General features: G+C 38.9%; 15 protein-coding genes and 2 tRNA genes. 7 read left to right on the forward strand and 10 right to left on the reverse strand.

Features of this window, described 5'->3' with window-relative positions; translation table 11 throughout:
- Positions 1-21: 21 nt before the first annotated feature.
- Both EU510_RS02970 and EU510_RS02975 read right to left on the reverse strand, forming a co-directional pair.
- On the reverse strand, positions 22-759 hold the full coding sequence (locus tag EU510_RS02970; RefSeq protein WP_055255552.1) for a FadR/GntR family transcriptional regulator: 738 nt from the start codon (positions 757-759) through the stop codon (positions 22-24).
- Between the two features lie 173 nt (positions 760-932).
- Positions 933-3,764, reverse strand: coding sequence for a TonB-dependent receptor (locus EU510_RS02975; RefSeq protein WP_149592196.1), 2,832 nt, complete (start codon positions 3,762-3,764; stop codon positions 933-935).
- A gap of 189 nt (positions 3,765-3,953) precedes the next feature.
- Between EU510_RS02975 and EU510_RS02980 the strand changes: the two genes are divergently transcribed.
- Positions 3,954-4,715, forward strand: a complete 762-nt coding sequence (locus tag EU510_RS02980) for a 2-keto-4-pentenoate hydratase (protein ID WP_149592197.1) — start codon at positions 3,954-3,956, stop codon at positions 4,713-4,715.
- Between the two features lie 404 nt (positions 4,716-5,119).
- On the opposite strand, the gene EU510_RS02990 is transcribed toward EU510_RS02980, so the two are convergent.
- The 4 genes from EU510_RS02990 to EU510_RS03005 all read right to left on the reverse strand — a co-directional run bounded on the left by EU510_RS02990 (position 5,120) and on the right by EU510_RS03005 (position 7,915).
- Positions 5,120-5,196 (reverse strand) — tRNA-Val (locus EU510_RS02990).
- 131 nt (positions 5,197-5,327) lie between these two features.
- Positions 5,328-5,404, reverse strand: a tRNA-Val gene (locus EU510_RS02995).
- A 113-nt stretch (positions 5,405-5,517) separates the two neighbouring features.
- Positions 5,518-6,564, reverse strand: a complete 1,047-nt coding sequence (locus EU510_RS03000; protein WP_149592687.1) for a DUF3080 family protein — start codon at positions 6,562-6,564, stop codon at positions 5,518-5,520.
- Entirely contained in the window at positions 6,545-7,915 is a 1,371-nt protein-coding gene (locus EU510_RS03005) for an MATE family efflux transporter (RefSeq protein WP_149592198.1), read from the reverse strand. The genes EU510_RS03000 and EU510_RS03005 overlap by 20 nt, the downstream gene beginning before the upstream one ends.
- 128 nt (positions 7,916-8,043) lie before the next feature.
- Between EU510_RS03005 and EU510_RS03010 the strand changes: the two genes are divergently transcribed.
- Positions 8,044-8,670, forward strand: a complete 627-nt coding sequence (locus EU510_RS03010; RefSeq protein ID WP_007585130.1) for a riboflavin synthase — start codon at positions 8,044-8,046, stop codon at positions 8,668-8,670.
- Between the two features lies 1 nt (position 8,671).
- Here EU510_RS03010 and EU510_RS03015 read toward each other — a convergent pair whose 3' ends face one another.
- Entirely contained in the window at positions 8,672-8,875 is a 204-nt protein-coding gene (locus EU510_RS03015) for a CPXCG motif-containing cysteine-rich protein (RefSeq protein ID WP_149592199.1), read from the reverse strand.
- Between the two features lie 103 nt (positions 8,876-8,978).
- A complete protein-coding gene (locus EU510_RS03020; RefSeq protein ID WP_149592200.1) occupies positions 8,979-9,851 on the reverse strand; it encodes a fructosamine kinase family protein in 873 nt (290 codons plus the stop codon).
- Between the two features lie 124 nt (positions 9,852-9,975).
- On the opposite strand from EU510_RS03020, the gene EU510_RS03025 reads away from it, so the two are divergent.
- The 4 genes from EU510_RS03025 (at position 9,976) to EU510_RS03040 (ending at position 14,314) form a co-directional block, all read left to right on the forward strand.
- A complete protein-coding gene (locus EU510_RS03025; RefSeq protein ID WP_149592201.1) occupies positions 9,976-10,668 on the forward strand; it encodes a DUF445 domain-containing protein in 693 nt (230 codons plus the stop codon).
- 123 nt (positions 10,669-10,791) lie between these two features.
- Positions 10,792-11,577, forward strand: coding sequence for a hypothetical protein (locus EU510_RS03030; protein WP_149592202.1), 786 nt, complete (start codon positions 10,792-10,794; stop codon positions 11,575-11,577).
- Positions 11,578-11,677: 100 nt separating this feature from the next.
- Positions 11,678-13,060 carry an amidohydrolase gene (locus EU510_RS03035; RefSeq protein WP_149592203.1) on the forward strand — a complete coding sequence of 461 codons (1,383 nt, stop codon included), beginning with the start codon at positions 11,678-11,680 and terminating at the stop codon, positions 13,058-13,060.
- Positions 13,061-13,072: 12 nt separating this feature from the next.
- Positions 13,073-14,314 (forward strand): amidohydrolase family protein, encoded by a 1,242-nt coding sequence (locus EU510_RS03040; RefSeq protein ID WP_149592204.1) that lies wholly within the window; start codon positions 13,073-13,075, stop codon positions 14,312-14,314.
- A 139-nt stretch (positions 14,315-14,453) separates the two neighbouring features.
- Here the strand turns inward: EU510_RS03040 and EU510_RS03045 are convergent, their stop codons facing one another.
- Together EU510_RS03045 and cspD are read right to left on the reverse strand one after the other, a co-directional pair.
- A complete protein-coding gene (locus EU510_RS03045; RefSeq protein WP_149592205.1) occupies positions 14,454-16,676 on the reverse strand; it encodes an NADP-dependent isocitrate dehydrogenase in 2,223 nt (740 codons plus the stop codon).
- Between the two features lie 777 nt (positions 16,677-17,453).
- A complete protein-coding gene (gene cspD / locus EU510_RS03050) occupies positions 17,454-17,672 on the reverse strand; it encodes a cold shock domain-containing protein CspD (protein WP_002962500.1) in 219 nt (72 codons plus the stop codon).
- Between the two features lie 208 nt (positions 17,673-17,880).
- Between cspD and clpS the strand changes: the two genes are divergently transcribed.
- Entirely contained in the window at positions 17,881-18,189 is a 309-nt protein-coding gene (gene clpS, locus EU510_RS03055) for an ATP-dependent Clp protease adapter ClpS (protein ID WP_002962498.1), read from the forward strand.
- Positions 18,190-18,230: the final 41 nt, after the last annotated feature.

An 18,230-nucleotide genomic window follows, 5' to 3' on the forward strand; every position in this document is an offset into this window, starting at 1 on the left:
ATTTGCGACAATAAACAATGGCTATTTGTTATTTACTGTCGCAGAAAGACGAAAGCTGGCATCTTTTAGGAGTTTTTCGGTGAGGAATTCGGCTTTATCGCCATCTTTTGCAGCAATGGCTTCGTACACTTCACGATGAAACGGAATAGATGCACCGTTATCGCGAGGGTCTTTATTTGTTACTTTAATACTAACCAAAAGTGCAGAATAAATAACGCCTTCCATAGAAGCTAAAAAGCTATTTTGTGCTGCTCTTATAATTGCCTTATGAAATAAAGAATCAGCAATAATAAAATCTTCTGCGCTGTTATCTGTTTTAGCCATGCGCTCGCATGCGGCTGCAATTTCAATTAAATCCTCAGGGCGCGCACGTTCAGCTGCCCAACGTGCTGCCTTTGGCTCAAAGGCTAGGCGCACGTCCATTAGTTGTTCTAAAAATTTACGATTAGGTGGTGCTGACAAATGCCATGCTAATACGTCATCGTCTAGCATATTCCATCTATCACGAGGTAGTACACGCGTACCAATACCTCTGCGTACATCAAGTAGGCCTTTGCTTACTAAGATTTTTACTGCGTCGCGTACTACTACGCGGCTTACTTGGTAGCGTTTAGCGAGTGCATCTTCATCATCAATTAAACTCCCGGCTTCAAATGATCCAGACACAATGCGTCTGCCAATTTCTTTAGCCACTTGAACAGAAAGGCTTGCTGCCATTCCTGATGTTTGTTTTAGGTCGTAATATATAAGTTCGCTCATATCTTAAATATAAACATATTATGTTTGGCTGGTCAATGTAATGTGCACAAAATAAGGGGGAGTGGTAACTAATTTTAATCGTTGTTTATATGTTTAAAACTGACATAGTGGGAATATAATAAAGATCGCTGATGAGCGATCTTTATAGCAATTTGGGTTATTTCAATTAAGCGTTAAAACTTAGCGCGTATACCTATACGGTAACGCGGACCAGTATATTGGGTATTAATAATGCGCTCTTTTACATCGGCATATTGATAGGTACGTTCATCAGTTATATTTATTGCTTCGCCTGTTAGCGTAAAGTTATCGTTAACCGCATAAGACATACTAAAGTCGAGCTGACCATAAGCCGCAGTATGCTCTGGTAATCCACCACTGCGTATACCAGCTCGGCTACTTAAAAAGTCATCTCGCCAGTTGTAGGCTAAACGCGCTTGAAATGCATTTTTGTCGTAGTATGCAACAATGTTATAAGAGTTTTCGGCAAATCCCTCTAATTTATCACCTGGGTCGGTCACACCTGGAAGCTCTATTTTTTGTGTGTTTTTATTTGTAGTATCAGCCCATGTATAGTTTGCTTGCACACCTAAGCCATTTAAAAAGCTCGGTAAATAATCCATATTATGTTGTACAGCAAGTTCTACTCCAGTAATTGAGCCGCCTGATTGGTTTTGTTTAGTATTAATAGTTTCGTTTACATTGCCGTACCCATCAATACTTACTGATGAATCAACGTATTGCGACCCATCCCAAATATCAGGCGTATTATCTAGATAAGTTATTTGTGCAATTGTGCTAGATATATCCTTTTTGAAAAAGTTAACCGCGTAAGAATCGCCGCTATCACTATAATATTCAAAAGATAAATCGTATTGATTAGCTTTATAAGGTGCCAAATAAGGATTGCCACCTGTTTGAGAAAAGCTACCTGCTTGCATATCGGTATACGTTGTTTGTACGCCAATGTCGTCAATGGCAGGGCGCGACATAACTTTAGCCGCTGCGGCTCTTACCAATAAGTTATCACTTAAATTAATACTAAAATTAGCGCTAGGTAGCCAGTTAGTGTAACTATTTTTGGCTTTAAGGCTTCCTGAGTCTGTGTAATCAACAACTAATAAAGGTTGGCCATTATCAAGCTCGCCCGTATAGCCTAGGCGCCTTTTTCCGTAACCACTTGAACTTGTATCCGTTTTTACATAACGGACTCCCACATTACCGCGCCAATCGTAATCACCAATTAAACCGCTGAGATTAAATTGCGAATAAGCACTTATTTTCTCTTCGGTGACGCTTGATGATGCGATTTCGTTATATTGCTCGTTTGGCCAATTTGGATTTTTGGTCATATCACGAATAGCGCTATGGTATTTATTTATATCAGCAAACAAAAAGTCACGCGGAAAATTACCCGGCTCACTACTTAAAAAATCTGAATAGGGACTCGCTGAAAATATGTCATCAGGCATATCTCTAAGTTCGCCACAAATATCGGCATTCGGTGCCACTAAACCACAGTTATCTTCATGGAATGTTTCAAAACGATCTCTTACTTTTTTACGATCTGAATACGCAATACCAAAATCGATTGAATCTAAGGTTAGGCTTTCAGCGAACTCTAAATCGAGTAGGTATTTCCCTTTTGTTTGTAGCTCCGTAATCGTGTCTTCTAATTCGTAATGTGAAACTTGATTCCAATGTGCTCTCACGCTTGTCGGCGAAGCATAATCAATGGTTGTGTCTAAATTAACGGTATCAGTGTTTCTAAAATCAAAATTTAAACTATCGTTTCGCTCTGGTGAAATATAATTAGGAACTAATAAGTCGCTACGCGGCGTTGATTTTGATGTTGAATGGCTTATATCAAACTCAAGCGTTAATACATCAAATTCTTTTATAGAATTAAACCCAAATGCCTGTGTTTTTGATTTTGACTCCAGCTCTTGAAATAAACCATCAATTCTAAAATCTACATTTTCACCAGTTCCGCCCAGTGTTTTACCCGAAAACTTAGTGCCTGATAAAATAGTACCGTTGTCTGATACAACCACATTTCGCCAATTAGGATACTGTAAACCGGCTTGCAAACCTTGAGTTTGAGTTTCTACTGAGAGATCCGTATACATGTAATCAAAGGTATTGGTAAAGCTTGAATCTGGTGCCCACTGAAAACTGGTATTAATGCCTGTACGTTCGCGATGCTCTTGCCCTAATGCGTATTCAATTCGCCCGGCATGGCGAAGCATAGTTGGCGTAACCACATCTCCATTTTGATTATGAATATCGCCTTCAATAACACCAGGCTCATTATTAAGCAATAACCAACGGGTTGTACCCATTGAATCGTATCGGTTATCACTTTTTTGTTGTGAAAGGGCAATATTAAAACCAAATGTTTCATCAGCAAACGTATTGCTAAATAACGCAGAGTATTCAGGACTTGTTTCGCCAGAAAGCTCACTGTATTTAGCATTTATAGAGCCCAACACATGCAATCCGGGGTTATCTAATGGGCGTGCTGTTTTAACGTTTACATAAGCACCAATACTGCCCTCAGGCGTTTTAGCCGTAGGCGACTTAACGACATCAGCACCCGATATTAGCTCTGCTGCTAATACTTGAAAATCAAACGAACGACCAATTTCAGAAGTGGCTAATGTACGTCCGTTTAATGTAACAACGTTAAATTCTGGGCCAAAACCACGAACGGTTATTTTTGAGCCCTCACCATTTACACGGTTAATTGAAACGCCAGGAACACGTTGTAAAGACTCAGCCACATTTTGATCGGGAAACTTACCAATATCCTCAGCAACAATACTATCTTGAACACTATCGCTGTAACGTTTTAGAGATGATGCGGCCTCGAGACTTGAACGAACACCCGTTACAACAATAACTTCAGTATCGTCTTTTACTTTATCGTTTGTAGCAGCTTGAGCAAATGAACAGCTTGAGAGAGCGGCTAAAACACCGAGTGCAATTTTTTTCTTTGAACGCATAGTGATCTCCATATATTTGTGTGTCGTGTCGTCAGATAAAGTTCAACCTTTGAGAGTTTACTCACTTAACAAGAAGTAAATTCGCAAAAAAGTTAACATTCGATAAATCTAAACATCATATGTTTAATTGTCAAGAACACTGTTATTATTACTATGCAAATAACTTTCAATAGCAAAAAAGGAACTACAGTGGATAACTCAATCTTGCTTGAACATATCGCTAAGTATTTACTAAATAAAAGAGAGCAAGGCATTGCGATACCTGACTTATCATCAGATATACCGCTTAATTCCATAGACGACGTTTTAGCAGTTCAGAAGTTGATGATTAAGCTAAATAACCAAAAAGTGTATGGTTGGAAATGTATGCTTCCATCAGGTGATAGCACGATTGCTCTCGCGCCACTTTTGCATGCACCGGTTAAATCTATGAGGCGTTGTGCTCTTTTTACAAAAAATAATAAAGCGCTCATTGAGCCAGAAATTGCATTTGTGCTAAACAAAGACCTAGCAAGCTATGAAGAATATAAAGATGAGGAAATAGATAATGCCATTGATAGCGCACATTTAGCGTTGGAGCTTATTCAAAACAGATTTCCAGAGGGTTATCAAGCAACACACTATGAAAAATTGGCCGATGGATTATCTAATCAAGGTGTATATTTAGGCCCTAAATTAGACGTTAGAAAAGCATACGAAAGCAGTGATATAAATATTGATGTTAAGCAGGGCGAAGATTTACAAAGCTATGCAGGGAAGCATCCTGCAGGTTTACCACAACTTCCTTTATATTGGGCTGTTAACTTTTTAACGGCGAATGGGTTTGAATTAAAAGCAGGCCATATTTTTATTACAGGATCTTATAACGGCCTAATGCAATTAGATATAAATAAAAAAACATCAATAAAGTACGAAGGTTTAGGAGAGATTACAGTCGAATTTTCATGTTGATACAATGAGGTTCTGTAGGTTAGCAAACGCTTTTAAATTACGTTGTACAGCTAACCTATACGTGTATTTTGGTTTTACGGTAAAACAAAAATCAAATTATTTAAAACTCAAACGTAAACAAAATTCTCTTAATTTTTCATATAGGTTTATGTCAAAACGGTACAAAGTAGCAGCTCTATGGGCTACGTTAGTTTTTTTCTTAGGATTTATTATTACTTGGAATTGGTACGACGAGAGGGTTTAAATCACTGACTTTTGGAACGGTGATTAAGGGTGGGTAGTATTTTTCTTTGGTTTTTATTACTTTGAATTGGTACGACTGAGTAAATTCGAATCACTGACCTTTGGACCGGGTGATCAAGAATGGGTAGTGCTTTTTCTTTGAATTTATTATTGCTTTGAAGTGGTACGACTGAGTGGATTCGAACCACCGACCCCTACCATGTCAAGGTAGTGCTCTAACCAACTGAGCTACAGTCGTACAATTTTTGAGGTTTTACTTAAATGTTGGTACGACTGAGTGGATTCGAGTTACTGACCCTTGGACCGGTTGGTCAAGAGTAGGTAGTGCTCTTTCCTTTAGATGTACTTTTATTTATTTTACTTAAATGTTGGTACGACTGAGTGGATTCGAACCACCGACCCCTACCATGTCAAGGTAGTGCTCTAACCAACTGAGCTACAGTCGTATTACTTTATTTAAGTAGGTGTTAATTGCTTAACAACGGCGGCTAATATATAGCGTGGCGGTTGGTGAATCAAGCAAGTTTGTTGTTTTTGAGTTTATTTGCCGTTTTTTTATTCATATTGGGCTTATTTCACACGTTTTATAAAAACCTTGCCACCAAACCACATGTTTTTTAGCTGAGCTTTTAAGTAAGTTCAGTAAGTTACTTGTCGAGCCCGTTTTGACTAAGTTATTAATTTGAGGGCTTGAGATACTTTCGTTAAACCAAAGTTCGTTATAAAGCGGTTGTAGTACCTCTAGATAACCAGTTAATTGCGCTTGATAGGGCTGAATTTCTTTTAGGTAAAACTTTTGAAATACGTTGCTTATGATTTTTGCGTTTTTATTATTTTTACCCTGAGGGCACAGCGTATTAAAGTTTAGTTTTTTTACAAACTGTGTGGCGTTGTTGTTTAACACCACCTGCATGCGGACTGATTGAATGAGTGCTTGGTTAAATTGAAATTTATTAAGCTGTTCGAGTGCGCTAAAAATAGAGTCGCTATTAATTTCACTAAATTCTTTAGCCTTAATTTGCTGTTTAATAAGTACAAGTTGCTTTAGCGCCTGCAAGGTATCGCTGAAGCCTGCGGGTTCGCTACTTAGCTCGTTTGATGTTAACAGCCATGTTTTATTAAGCTCGGGCTCTTTAAATAGCATGGCGTTAAAAAAGTGTATTAAGTGTGTTTCTTTGTAAGTTTTGGCTGCACGTATTTTTGTGTAACTAGGGCTATTTTTATCAAGCGTATTTAAGCAAACCTGCGCACTTTTAATAAAGTTTATTTGATACTTTAATTGCCCAGCAGCGCTGGCGGTTTTTCCTAATTGGTTGTTGTGCTCACTTATAAGTACGTTAAGCTTACATTGGCTAATGCCTGCAAGCTCAACAATACTCAGTGTTAAGTCGCTTTGTGCTATCGGGGGAGGCTGCAGTAAGGGGAGTTGCTTGAGCGGCTCAGGCTGTGTTGGGCTTGTATCAACTGTGCTAATTAAGCGCTCAATATAAGTAGTGTTTACAGTACTTTGTGGTTTGTTGCAGCCAGTAAGTATTAAAAAACACATTACCAGCAAAGTAGCTGGTAATGTTTTAAGGCTGAGCTTATTAGTTTTGATTGAGTGCATCACTGTTAACAAATTCATATTTTAGACGTTTTCTTACTGTTAGCATTAATAAAATAGCAGCGACACTAAGGCCTACTATTATTCCAACCCAAAAGCCATGTGGCCCCATAGCTGGCACAATTATGTCTGTTCTTGCCAATACGTAACCTAAACAAAAGCCGATTAACCAATACGATATAAACGTAATATACGATATAGGCGTGGTGTATTTTAAACCACGGAGTATGCCATTTGCAGCAACCTGTAATGCATCGGGTAATTGGTAGACACACGCTAATATCATAATTGATGAAGCCAGAGCCATAACCGCAGGGCTGTCGGTATAAAGTTGGCTAATTAGATCACGACCTGTAAAAGTAATAAGTGCCAAAAATAGTGCAATTACAATAGCTAATATGTAACTAGTCGATACGGCAACTTTTAACTGCTGTAAATTATTTTGACCATATAGATTACCAATACGAATACTTATAGCGATAGAGAGGCTCAGCGGCATCATAAACAGCAATGTAGTTACACTCGCTGCTATTTGATGCCCCGATACAGCCACTGCACCTAAATGCGCAATAAATAGCGGTATACACGCAAATAAAGTGACTTCAAAAAAGGTAGCAAGTGAAATTGGTATACCTAGCTTAGTAATAATACCAATGGTAGTGAAATTAGGTTTTTCGAATGATGAAAGAAGGCCTTTAGCATCTACCTTTTTACTTATTTGGCAGTAAGTGACTTGTGCTATTGCCATAACAGTTAAAACAATTGCTGTGGCAATGCCACAGCCTGCGCCGCCATAAGCGGGAAAACCAAATAAGCCATTTATGAAAATATAATTTACTGGAATATTAACGGCTAAACCTAATAGGCTTATGTAAAAGGCGGGTTTGGTCATCCCCATGCCTTCGGTAACGTTTCTGTATACCGTAAAAATTAAAAATCCAAACACACCCCATTTCACAAAATGGATGTAGTCAATAGCAAGGCTTGCAATAGCAGGCGTTGTATCGAGCTTTAAAATAATGGCATCTGCTAAATGGGCAATACCAAAACCTGTAAAGCTTAAAATAGCGGTTAAATAAAGCGCTTGTTGAAAATAGTGGCTAATGCCTTTGCGGTCATCGCTGCCCGAAAACTGCGCAATAATACCAGTGAGCGCTAATAAAATACCTTGCAGAGCCAGTAATAATGGGTTCCATATCCCTGTTGCAATAGAAAGTGCAGCTAAGTCAGTAGGGCTAACTTGGCCAGCCATAATTGTGTCGACTACCGACATTAAAATAAGTGTAACTTGTGCTAAAAAAACAGGTAAGGCTAGGGAAAGTAAACGCTTGGCTTCCCAATTGCAAAAGGTCATAAAAAAAGCTACTGAATAAAACAGGCGACAATTGTAATCCATTGCGTTTCAAATAAAAATCATAGTAGTGAATGATTTTATGAGTTGATACGTTAAACTAGCACTTTGTAATAATTTTAAGTGATTTTATGTTTACAGGAATAGTGCAAACACAAGCAACAGTGGTCTCTAAAACTCAAACTGATGGTGTGTTACGCTTAGTTGTATCGGTGAGCGATGAGTACGTTAAGCATTTAGATTTAGGCGCAAGCATTGCTATTAATGGCTGTTGTTTAACGGTGGTGCAAGTTGAGCTAAGTAATCATGATGTGGTGGCGCAAGTGCATTTTGATGTGATTGACGAAACGCTAAAGTTAACTAATTTAGGCCTGCTTGAGCTAGGTAGTTTAGTAAATTACGAACGCTCTGTTACGTTTGGTACTGAGCTTGGTGGGCATATAGTGTCTGGGCATATTCATTGTACGTCACAAATCTCTCAAATAGTGAAGCTTGAGAACAATTGTAAAATTCAGTTAAGTCTGCCAAAAGAGTGGCAAAAGTATGTGTTATATAAAGGTTTTGTTGCGATAAATGGCGCAAGCTTAACCGTAGGCGAAGTTGATGAACAAGGTTTTTGGTTACACCTAATTCCGGAAACGCTCGCCATTACAAATATTGGTGCAGCGCAAGTGGGTGACAAGTTTAATATTGAAGTTGATCAGCAAACTTACACTATTGTAAATACGGTAGAGAACTACTTACGCCATCAGGCTTAAGTTAAAATATTTGTTCGTCGTCACTGCCTACGTGTAGCTCCAATTTATTGTTAGCATGGTCTATATGCATATTTAAATGAATTGGGTTACAGCAGGCAGTGCAATCTTCTATATAATCTTGATCGCCGCTGCTTGCGTCTAGGTCTAGATGTATGTGGTGACCGCAGTGTGGGCACGTTATTCGTTGTGATAAAAAATCTTTCATAATCACTCCAGTTATAAATAATTAAGTTAGGTTCAACTTAATCGCTTACAGATGAACCCCTACTTACTCATTAAATATAGTGTTGAAATGCAGCTTATGGCACTTATTTTATACCTTCAAATACCAGCTTTTCTATATGTTGTTTAGCTTCAGTAAGATAGTGACCTGCAAAGATATTGGCGTGATTTAAAATAGGATATAGCTGGTATATTAACTTACGTTTTTCGTAATTTTGAGAAAGCGGGTAGTGCGTGTTATAGGCGCTATAAAAGTCTTTAGGCAGGGGGGCAAATAGTTCGCTCATTGCAATATCTACTTCCCGATCACCATAATAACAAGCCGGGTTAAATACCGTTGGTTCTGCTTTTAAAAAGCCCATATTTCCACGCCAAAAATCGCCATGCAGTAATGAAGGTTGTACTTGATGACTATGTAGTTGCTCTTTTACGGTATTAATTAAGCGTTCGGGCTCAATTAAGTTAATGCCTTTTTCAGCGAGTAGCTGTAGTTGCCACCCTATACGTTCTTCGGCGTAAAATACATCCCACTTTTTGTGCCAGCGGTTTGGCTGTATGGTTGTGGCTAGGTAATTGTCTACATCAAAGCCAAACATAGCTTGGTCATGTTTTTGATGCATTTTAGCGAGGTTTCGTCCCATATTAGTCCACGTGTCGTGGGGTTGTTTATCTAAAACAAGCCACTGTAAAACAATAAACGAAAACTCTATATTTGCGCCAGTTGTAATACATTCAGGTACTTTAAAATCACTATTTTGCGCCAAAAGTTTTAAGCCAATAAATTCACTTTCTAAACGCTCGAGCTCACTTTTTAGTGCTATTTTAACGAAGTAGTTATGCGTACCATTAGTAATATGAAATAGTTTGTCGGTGTTTGTACTTTGTAATTGGCGTTTATAGGTGTGCTTAAAGTCAAAATTGATGGCTCGGCTGATGTGCTCATTTACTGTTTTCCACATAACAATTGCTCGCCTTTTAAACAGATACTTAAACTATGGCAAAAAGGTATTAATTTAACAATCTAAACGTTGTAAAATTAACGGCTATATTGAATAAAATTACACTTACTGTAGTGGAGTTAAAATGAACAAAAGTTTAATAACCAATTTGCTAGCGGGTTTATGTGTTGTTGTAGGTTTTATGTTTAACCAAGCAATTGTGTTGTCTGTTGGTTTATTTGCACTTTCTGGCGCGGTAACTAATTTATTAGCGATTCATATGTTATTTGAAAAGGTCCCGTTTTTATATGGTTCAGGTGTTATAGCGCTTAAATTTGAAAGCTTTAAAGTCGCTATACGAAACCTGATATTAACGGAGTTTTTTTCAGAGCAAAAAATTAATAATTTACTTAATAAAGCGCAGCCCAATATCGACTTTGAGCCAATAATCAGCAATGTTAATTTAAACCCTGCATTCGACAATTTGTTAGAGGTAATAGAGCAGTCTCAGTTTGGTAGTATGTTAGGAATGTTTGGTGGCACAGCGGCAATAGAGCCAATGCGTGAAAAATTTATTGAAAAAATGCAATTGTCGCTTAGTGAGATTTCTCAAACTGACGACTTTAAAGCATTAGTAAGCCAAACACTTTCACAAGGTAATAGCGCAGAAAGCCTACATAAAACGGTGCTTAAACTAGTTGATGAGCGCTTAGATGAGCTTACTCCTAAAATGGTTAAAGAGATTATTCAAACCATGATCCGCGAGCACCTAGGCTGGCTTGTAGTATGGGGCGGTGTGTTTGGTGGTTTATTTGGTTTAATTGCAGCGCTTATTTAAGCGCTGTTTTGTGTTAAGTGATATCTGTAAAATAATTAAATTAAATGCTTTTTTGCGGCTGACTTATTTTTTCAGACTGTTATTATCGCCCCCATAATTTAGTCGTGTTTTTTAGGAGCAACGGTGAGCAAAACGTTAGCCAGTTATTATCAGCAAGCATACGCGTGCGATCAGCAGCATTTTAATCAGTGTTTTTATTGTGGCTGTGAAGCAACAGAGCGCGATCATTGTCCGCCACTGCATATGCTACAAAGTATTGTTGATTTAGGTGAAGAGGCTGACTTTATCTCTATCCCTGCGTGTTATGAGTGCCACGCACTTTTACATAACGAAAGGCTGATGACGATTGATGAGCGCTTTACCAAGCTTAAAAAAAAGCTCTCAAATAAATATGCTAAACCACTGCGCGTTTATAACATGTGGGAAGAAAGCGAACTTGGCGACATGAGCGACGAGTTTGCCCATAGTATTCAAGCGGGTATGAAATTAGGAAAAGAAGCCGCTGAGCGTTTAGCCTTTACGGGTTTTAGCTATGCCACAGAAGATGCCAAAGTAGCCGTGCGCGAAAAAACAAAAGAGTTTGATGTAGAGGGCATGATATTTACCGACTTTAAAGAAGCGTTAAATTACTGCATTAACGATTTAAATGTTCAAAAAAGCGACTTTTATAAAATTTTGGTTGAAGACTACCAAGGCGATTTTAATAAAGCATTGAGCCAGTATCGTCATCGTCATGACAAAGTAACTGCGGCTAAAGACGGTAATACACTTATTAAAGATTTTTCTAAGCTACATAAGCAAAATTCTGATTTTGTAACGCGTACGGTTAAGCACTTTATCAGTAAAGATCTCTCGCTTACCACCGAAGGTGCGCTTGAAAAGTTGTATAACAATTATATAAAGAAATAATTACAGAAATTCATCTTAATTAACTGCGTTTTCACCTGTTTTTTTGGCTTTATCCTTTAGGTTTCGCTAAAGTAGCAAAAAAACAGGAGATCCAAACAACATGCAAAAATTTGCACCTTCTTTATTAGCGGTTGGCTTAGCTGCTGCACTTGTAGGTTGCCAAGAAAGCGGCCCGCAAGACGATAAAATAACAATTAACAAAAATCCTTACCCAAGTACTTATCAGCCAATTTCTACATCAAGCACTCTTATTACAAATGCAACAGTACTTACAGGTACTGGTGAGCGTTTAGATGAGGCTGATGTATTACTTGTCGACGGTAAAGTACAACAAGTCGGTAAAGACTTAACAGCCACTGCTGATATTACAATTGATGCACAAGGTAAATGGGTAACACCGGGTATTATTGACGTGCATTCACATTTAGGCGCATACCCAAGCCCGTCGGTTGAGTCGCATCAAGATGGTAACGAAATGACCAGCCCTAACACTGCAGAAGTGTGGGTTGAACATTCTGTTTGGCCACAAGATCCAGGCTTTAATCGTGCACGCGAAGGCGGCATTACTTCGCTACAAATTTTACCAGGCTCAGCTAACTTATTTGGTGGACGCGGCGTTACGCTTAAAAACGTACCTGCACACACTATGCAAGGGATGAAATTTCCAGAGGCGCCGTATGGTTTAAAAATGGCGTGTGGTGAAAACCCTAAACGTGTTTATGGTCGTCAAGGAGTATTGCCTTCAACCCGTATGGGTAATATGGCTGGTTACCGTATGGCGTGGGCTGAGGCCGCTGAATACAAACGTGCGTGGGATAAGTACGACGCCGATTATGAAGCCGGTTTAAACCCAGAAGCACCAGTACGTGATATTAAACACGATACGCTACGCGGTGTGCTTGAAGGCGAAGTACGTATTCATAATCATTGTTATAAAGCTGAAGAAATGGCAATGATGATTGACCTGTCAAAAGAATTTGGTTACCACGCGGGTACTTTTCATCACGGTGTAGAAGCATATAAAATTGCTGACTTACTTGCGCAAAATGGTTCGTGTGCTGCACTTTGGCCAGACTGGTGGGGCTTTAAAATGGAAGCCTACGACATGGTTCAAGAAAACGTGGCTATTGTTGATGCGGTTAAAAACTCGTGTGCAGTTGTTCACTCAGATTCAGATACTACTATTCAGCGTTTAAACCAAGAAGCCGGCAAGGTAATGTACCGCGCTAACGAAAATGGTTTTGATATTTCTGAGCAACACGCAATTAAATGGATCACGTCTAACGCTGCTAAATCACTAGGTATTGATGACAAAACAGGTTCACTAGAAGCCGGTAAGCAGGGCGATGTGGTTATTTGGAATCAAAGCCCATTTAGTGTCTATGCTAAAGCTGAACAAGTGTTTGTTGATGGTGCAAAAGTTTACGATAGAAACGATGGCGCGTACCAAGCAACAAGTGATTTTATGTTAGGTCAACAATAAGGAGCACCCAGAATGAAAAATTTATCACGTTCGTTTTCGCTTTCTCTGGTTGCTGCAGGATTATTAGCATCTGGTGCTGTAAGCGCACAATCACTAGCAATTATTAATGCAACATTACATACGTCATCTGATCAAGGTGTATTAGAAGCGGCAAGCATTGTAATGACAGATGGTAAAATTACAGCGATTAACCCAACTGAAATTAAAGCAGATCAAATTATTGATGCAAAGGGCCAAATTGTAACTCCTGGCTTTATAGCAAGTATTAATCAACTTGGTTTAGTTGAAGTAAGTGCCGTTGCAGGTTCTCGCGATGCAGGCGAGGAAAAAGCAGGTATTGATTTTGATGTAAGCTTGGCTTACAACGCACATTCGAGCTTAATTCCTTATGCTCGTAAAGGCGGCGTAACACGCGATGTAATTACTCCTCATGGCGGCGATAGCATTTTTTCAGGCCTTGCGAGTGTTGTTGATTTAAGTGGTAGTTTTGACAGCGACATGCAAAAACAAGCGGCTTTAATTGTTTACTTAGGTGAGCGTAGTAAAGGCTCACGTGCTTTTACTTTGCAAACACTGATTAATAAGCTTGATGAGCACAAAACTAAAGTCGGTAAAAAAGCGAAAAAAGATGACGACAAGCCAAGTACTGAAGATAAAGTAATGGCTAAAGTACTCAGTGGTGAAATGCCATTAGTGGTTGGCGTTTCGCGTGCGGCAGATATTATTGAGCTAATTAAAGTAAAAGAGCAATTTGGTATTAACTTAGTACTTAACGGCGCACAAGATGCTGTAGTAGTAAAAGAGCGCGTTGCTAAAGCAAATATTCCAGTGATTATTAGTGCAATGGATAGCTTACCAGGGAGCTTTGATTCGCTTCATGCAAGTTTAGATAATGCTAGTGTGCTTGAAAAAGCGGGCGTTAAAGTATTATTAACGGTAGGTGGCGATGCAAGCCACAACATTTACCAGCTACGTTTTGATGCTGGTAATGCTGTATCGTACGGTATGAGCCAAGAAGGCGCGTTAAAAGCGGTTACATCAAATGTTGCTGATGTATTTGGCATTAATGCAGGTAGCCTTGAAGTAGGTAAAGTAGCTGACGTAGTAATGTGGAGTAATGACCCGTTTGAACTTAGCAGCCACGTGAATAAAATGTTTATTAATGGCGTTGAGGTATCTACACAATCTCGCCAAGATAAACTGCGTGACCGTTATACGACAGATTCAAAAATGCCACGAGCTTATACTAAGTAATCAGAGTTTAAATAACTTAAATAGTTTTGGTTAATCAAAAAGGTCGCTATCTAATGATAGCGGCCTTTTTTTGTAAAGTTTAGACATAAAAAAGCCGCTTACTTTTACAAGTAAGCGGCTTTTAAATTTAAACTAATATTTATACTAATTTAGCAAGAATATCGTTAAATGTAGTGCTTGGACGCATCGCTTTAAAGGCTGCATCATCGTTAGGCTGGAAGTAACCGCCTAAATCAACTGCAGGACCTTGCGCATCGTTAAGCTCACTTACGATTTGCTCTTTATTAGACTCAAGGTCGCTAGCGATTTGAGTAAACTGTGCTTTAAGTTCACTGTCATCATTTTGCTTAGCAAGTTCTTGTGCCCAGAATAAAGATAGGAAGAAATGAGAACCACGGTTATCAATTTCTTTCACTTTACGTGACGGCGATTTGTTTTCAGCAAGGAACGTACCTGTTGCTTTATCTAGGGTATCAGCAAGTACTTGTGCCTTGTTGTTACCAGCAGTTACGCTTAAGTGTTCAAGTGATGCAGCAAGTGCTAAAAATTCACCTAAAGAATCCCAACGTAAGTGGTTTTCTTTTTCGAATTGTTGAACATGCTTAGGTGCAGAACCACCCGCGCCAGTTTCAAATAAGCCACCACCATTCATAAGCGGAACAATTGAAAGCATTTTAGCACTTGTACCCAACTCTAAAATTGGGAATAAATCTGTAAGGTAATCACGTAAAACGTTACCTGTTACAGAGATAGTGTCTTTACCTTCTTTAATACGCGCTAATGAGAACAATGTTGCTTCAAGCGGTGCTAAAATTTGAATATCTAGGCCAGCTGTATCGTGATCTGGTAGGTATTTATTTACTTTTTTGATTAGCTGCGCATCATGTGCACGGTTTTTGTCTAACCAGAAAATAGCTGGAACACCTGTTGCGCGTGCACGGTTTACTGCAAGCTTAACCCAATCTTGAATTGGTGCATCTTTAACCTGGCACATACGCCAGATATCGCCTTGCTCAACACTGTGCTCAAGTAATGTATTACCATTTGCATCAACAACACGGATAGAACCGTCCGCTTTAGCTTCAAATGTTTTGTCGTGTGAACCGTATTCTTCAGCTTTTTGAGCCATAAGGCCAACGTTTGGAACGCTACCCATTGTTGTTGGATCAAACGCGCCATTTTCTTTACAAAAATCGATAGTTGCTTGGTAAACACTTGAGTAACAACGATCAGGAATTACAAAGCTAGTGTCTTGTAATTTACCATCGTTATTCCACATTTGACCGCTTGAACGGATTGCAGCAGGCATAGATGCATCGATGATCACGTCACTTGGCACGTGTAAGTTTGTAATACCACGGTCAGAATCAACCATAGCAATAGCAGGGCGGTTAGCGTAAACAGCTTGAATGTCTGCTTCAATTTCTTCGCGCTTAGCAACGTCTAATGTTTGAATTTTAGAATATACGTCACCTAAACCATTATTTACATCAACACCTAGCTCTTCAAAAAGCTCACCGTGTTTAGCAAATACATCTTTGTAGAATACTTTTACAGCGTGACCGAAGATGATTGGATCAGATACTTTCATCATTGTCGCTTTCATGTGAAGCGAGAACAAAACACCTTTTTCTTTAGCAGCATCAATTTCTGCAGCTAAGAAAGCTTGAAGCTTAGAAGCGCTAATGCTTGATGCATCAATAACTTCGCCAGCTAAAAGAGGTGTGCTTTGTTTTAGAACAGTAACGTCACCGTTAGTTGCAACATGTTCGATACGCACATCAGTGGCTGTATCAACAGTTACTGATTTTTCTGAACCGAAGAAATCGCCTTCGTTCATACTTGCAACGTAAGACTGAGAATCTTTGCTCCACGCACCCATTGAATGTGGGTTATTACGTGCATATTCTTTTACAGAGCCTGGCGCGCGACGATCTGAGTTACCTTCACGTAGTACAGGGTTTACTGCACTGCCTTTAATTTTGTCGTAAACCGCTTGAATTGCTTTTTCTTCATCATTTTTAGGTTCAACAGGGTATTCTGGAAGAGCGTAGCCTTTTGCTTGAAGCTCTTTAATTACAGCGCGAAGCTGTGGTACAGATGCACTGATGTTTGGTAATTTGATGATGTTTGCTTCTGGTGTTTTAGCAAGCTCGCCAAGTTCAGCAAGTGCATCACCAATGCGTTGTTCTTGTGTTAAATAATCAGGGAAGCTAGCAATTACACGACCTGCTAATGAAATGTCGCGAGTTTCAACTTCAACACCGGCCGCATTTGTATATGCTTGGATGATCGGTAGCAACGAATAAGTTGCTAGTGCCGGAGCTTCGTCCGTTTTTGTATAGATAATTTTTGATGTCATCATCATTCCTAGATAGTCGACCGATAAGGTCTTATTCAACAATGCAAAGAAAATCATTACTTATGAGTGAGTACATAGTATTAAACAAGTTAATGAACACGTACGCTCGTAATGAATAGTTTGTTAGGTGTTGGTACTCAGCGTTGCTCTTTTATAAAAGCAGAATAGTCACACCTGACGAACTGAAATCGTATTTATAGCTAAAAAATTAACAAAAATAAATCAGCCTTTAGCCTAGTACATATAAAAGAGGCGATAAGGTGTTATGCGCAATTTTTAGCACCAAGAGTGTAACAAGCTTAAATAAAAAGGGCTAGGGTCTGTTGATCTTTGCGGATTGAAATTTGTTCAAACTAGGGGCTATTTAATCGCGGCGCGAGATTTGTAACCTAGTGGGCTAAGTAAAAACCGAGCAACAAAGAGTAAATAGTCCCTAGGAAGAACCCTCTGGGCAGCGCCTGTTTGGCATTAATGCTACGTTATCGCCCATTAATGGGGAATAACCACACTGCATAGGCTCTGCCTTGCCTAAATACCAAACAGACTGCTGCAAATTCAACCTTGAAAAATCAACAGACCCTAGAGTTTGAGCATGCCCAATAAGCAGTTAAACAATCAACTCTTAGAACATTGGGGTATATAAAATAAATTCAAGGAAAAGGGTTGAATTTGAATGAAAAGAGGCAATAAATAAGGGAAGAAGAGATAAGTTAGTATGCTTAAGGAATTAAGCGAGGATCTTAAAAGGTCGCTCGCTTTAGTCGAACAAAACAATCGTCACTCAATAATGTCACCATCTGGGGCAATATTTTTAGCGTGTAGGCCTTTAGGCCCTTGTTCTAATTCGAATGTTACATCTTGACCAGCTTTAAGCGTTTTATAGCCGTCCATTACAATTGTTGAGTAATGAGCGAAGATATCATTCTCGCAGCCGTCTTCTACGATGAAACCAAAACCTTTGGCGTTGTTGAACCATTTAACTTTACCACAAGCCATACTTCTACATCCTTCAATAAGTTGACTAATTTAGTTATTCTAAACCGTATAATTTGCTAGACTGACTAAGGTTTAATCAATCTATGTTTGACTGTAGTTTATTTAGCCAACCAGTCAAGTGTTTTGAGTTATTTTTTAACATTTTATTTATTTTTTATTCAAGTTTGCTTGAGTTACAAAGACAAGACTATATTTAATTATGAGTGGTATGAAAGATTCAGGTGTTATCGACACAGTTCGCGACAGTGAAAAGCAAAAGCTACAGCCGCCGCGAAAATATAAAGTTGTTTTAAATAACGACGACTACACGCCGATGGACTTCGTAATTGAAGTTTTAACGACGTTTTTTAATATGGATAGCGATAGAGCAACCGATGTGATGCTTCAGGTTCATGAAAAAGGTAAGGGTATTTGCGGTGTTTACAGCGCCGATGTTGCCCACACCAAAGTTGAACAAGTTAACCGTTACTCACGGGATAACGAGCATCCACTGCTTTGTAGTTGTGAGCAGGAATAATACCAATTTAATACAATTGGTATAAATACCAATTAGGGTGA

This window comes from Pseudoalteromonas sp. FUC4 (genome assembly GCF_008370255.1).
GTDB lineage: Bacteria > Pseudomonadota > Gammaproteobacteria > Enterobacterales > Alteromonadaceae > Pseudoalteromonas.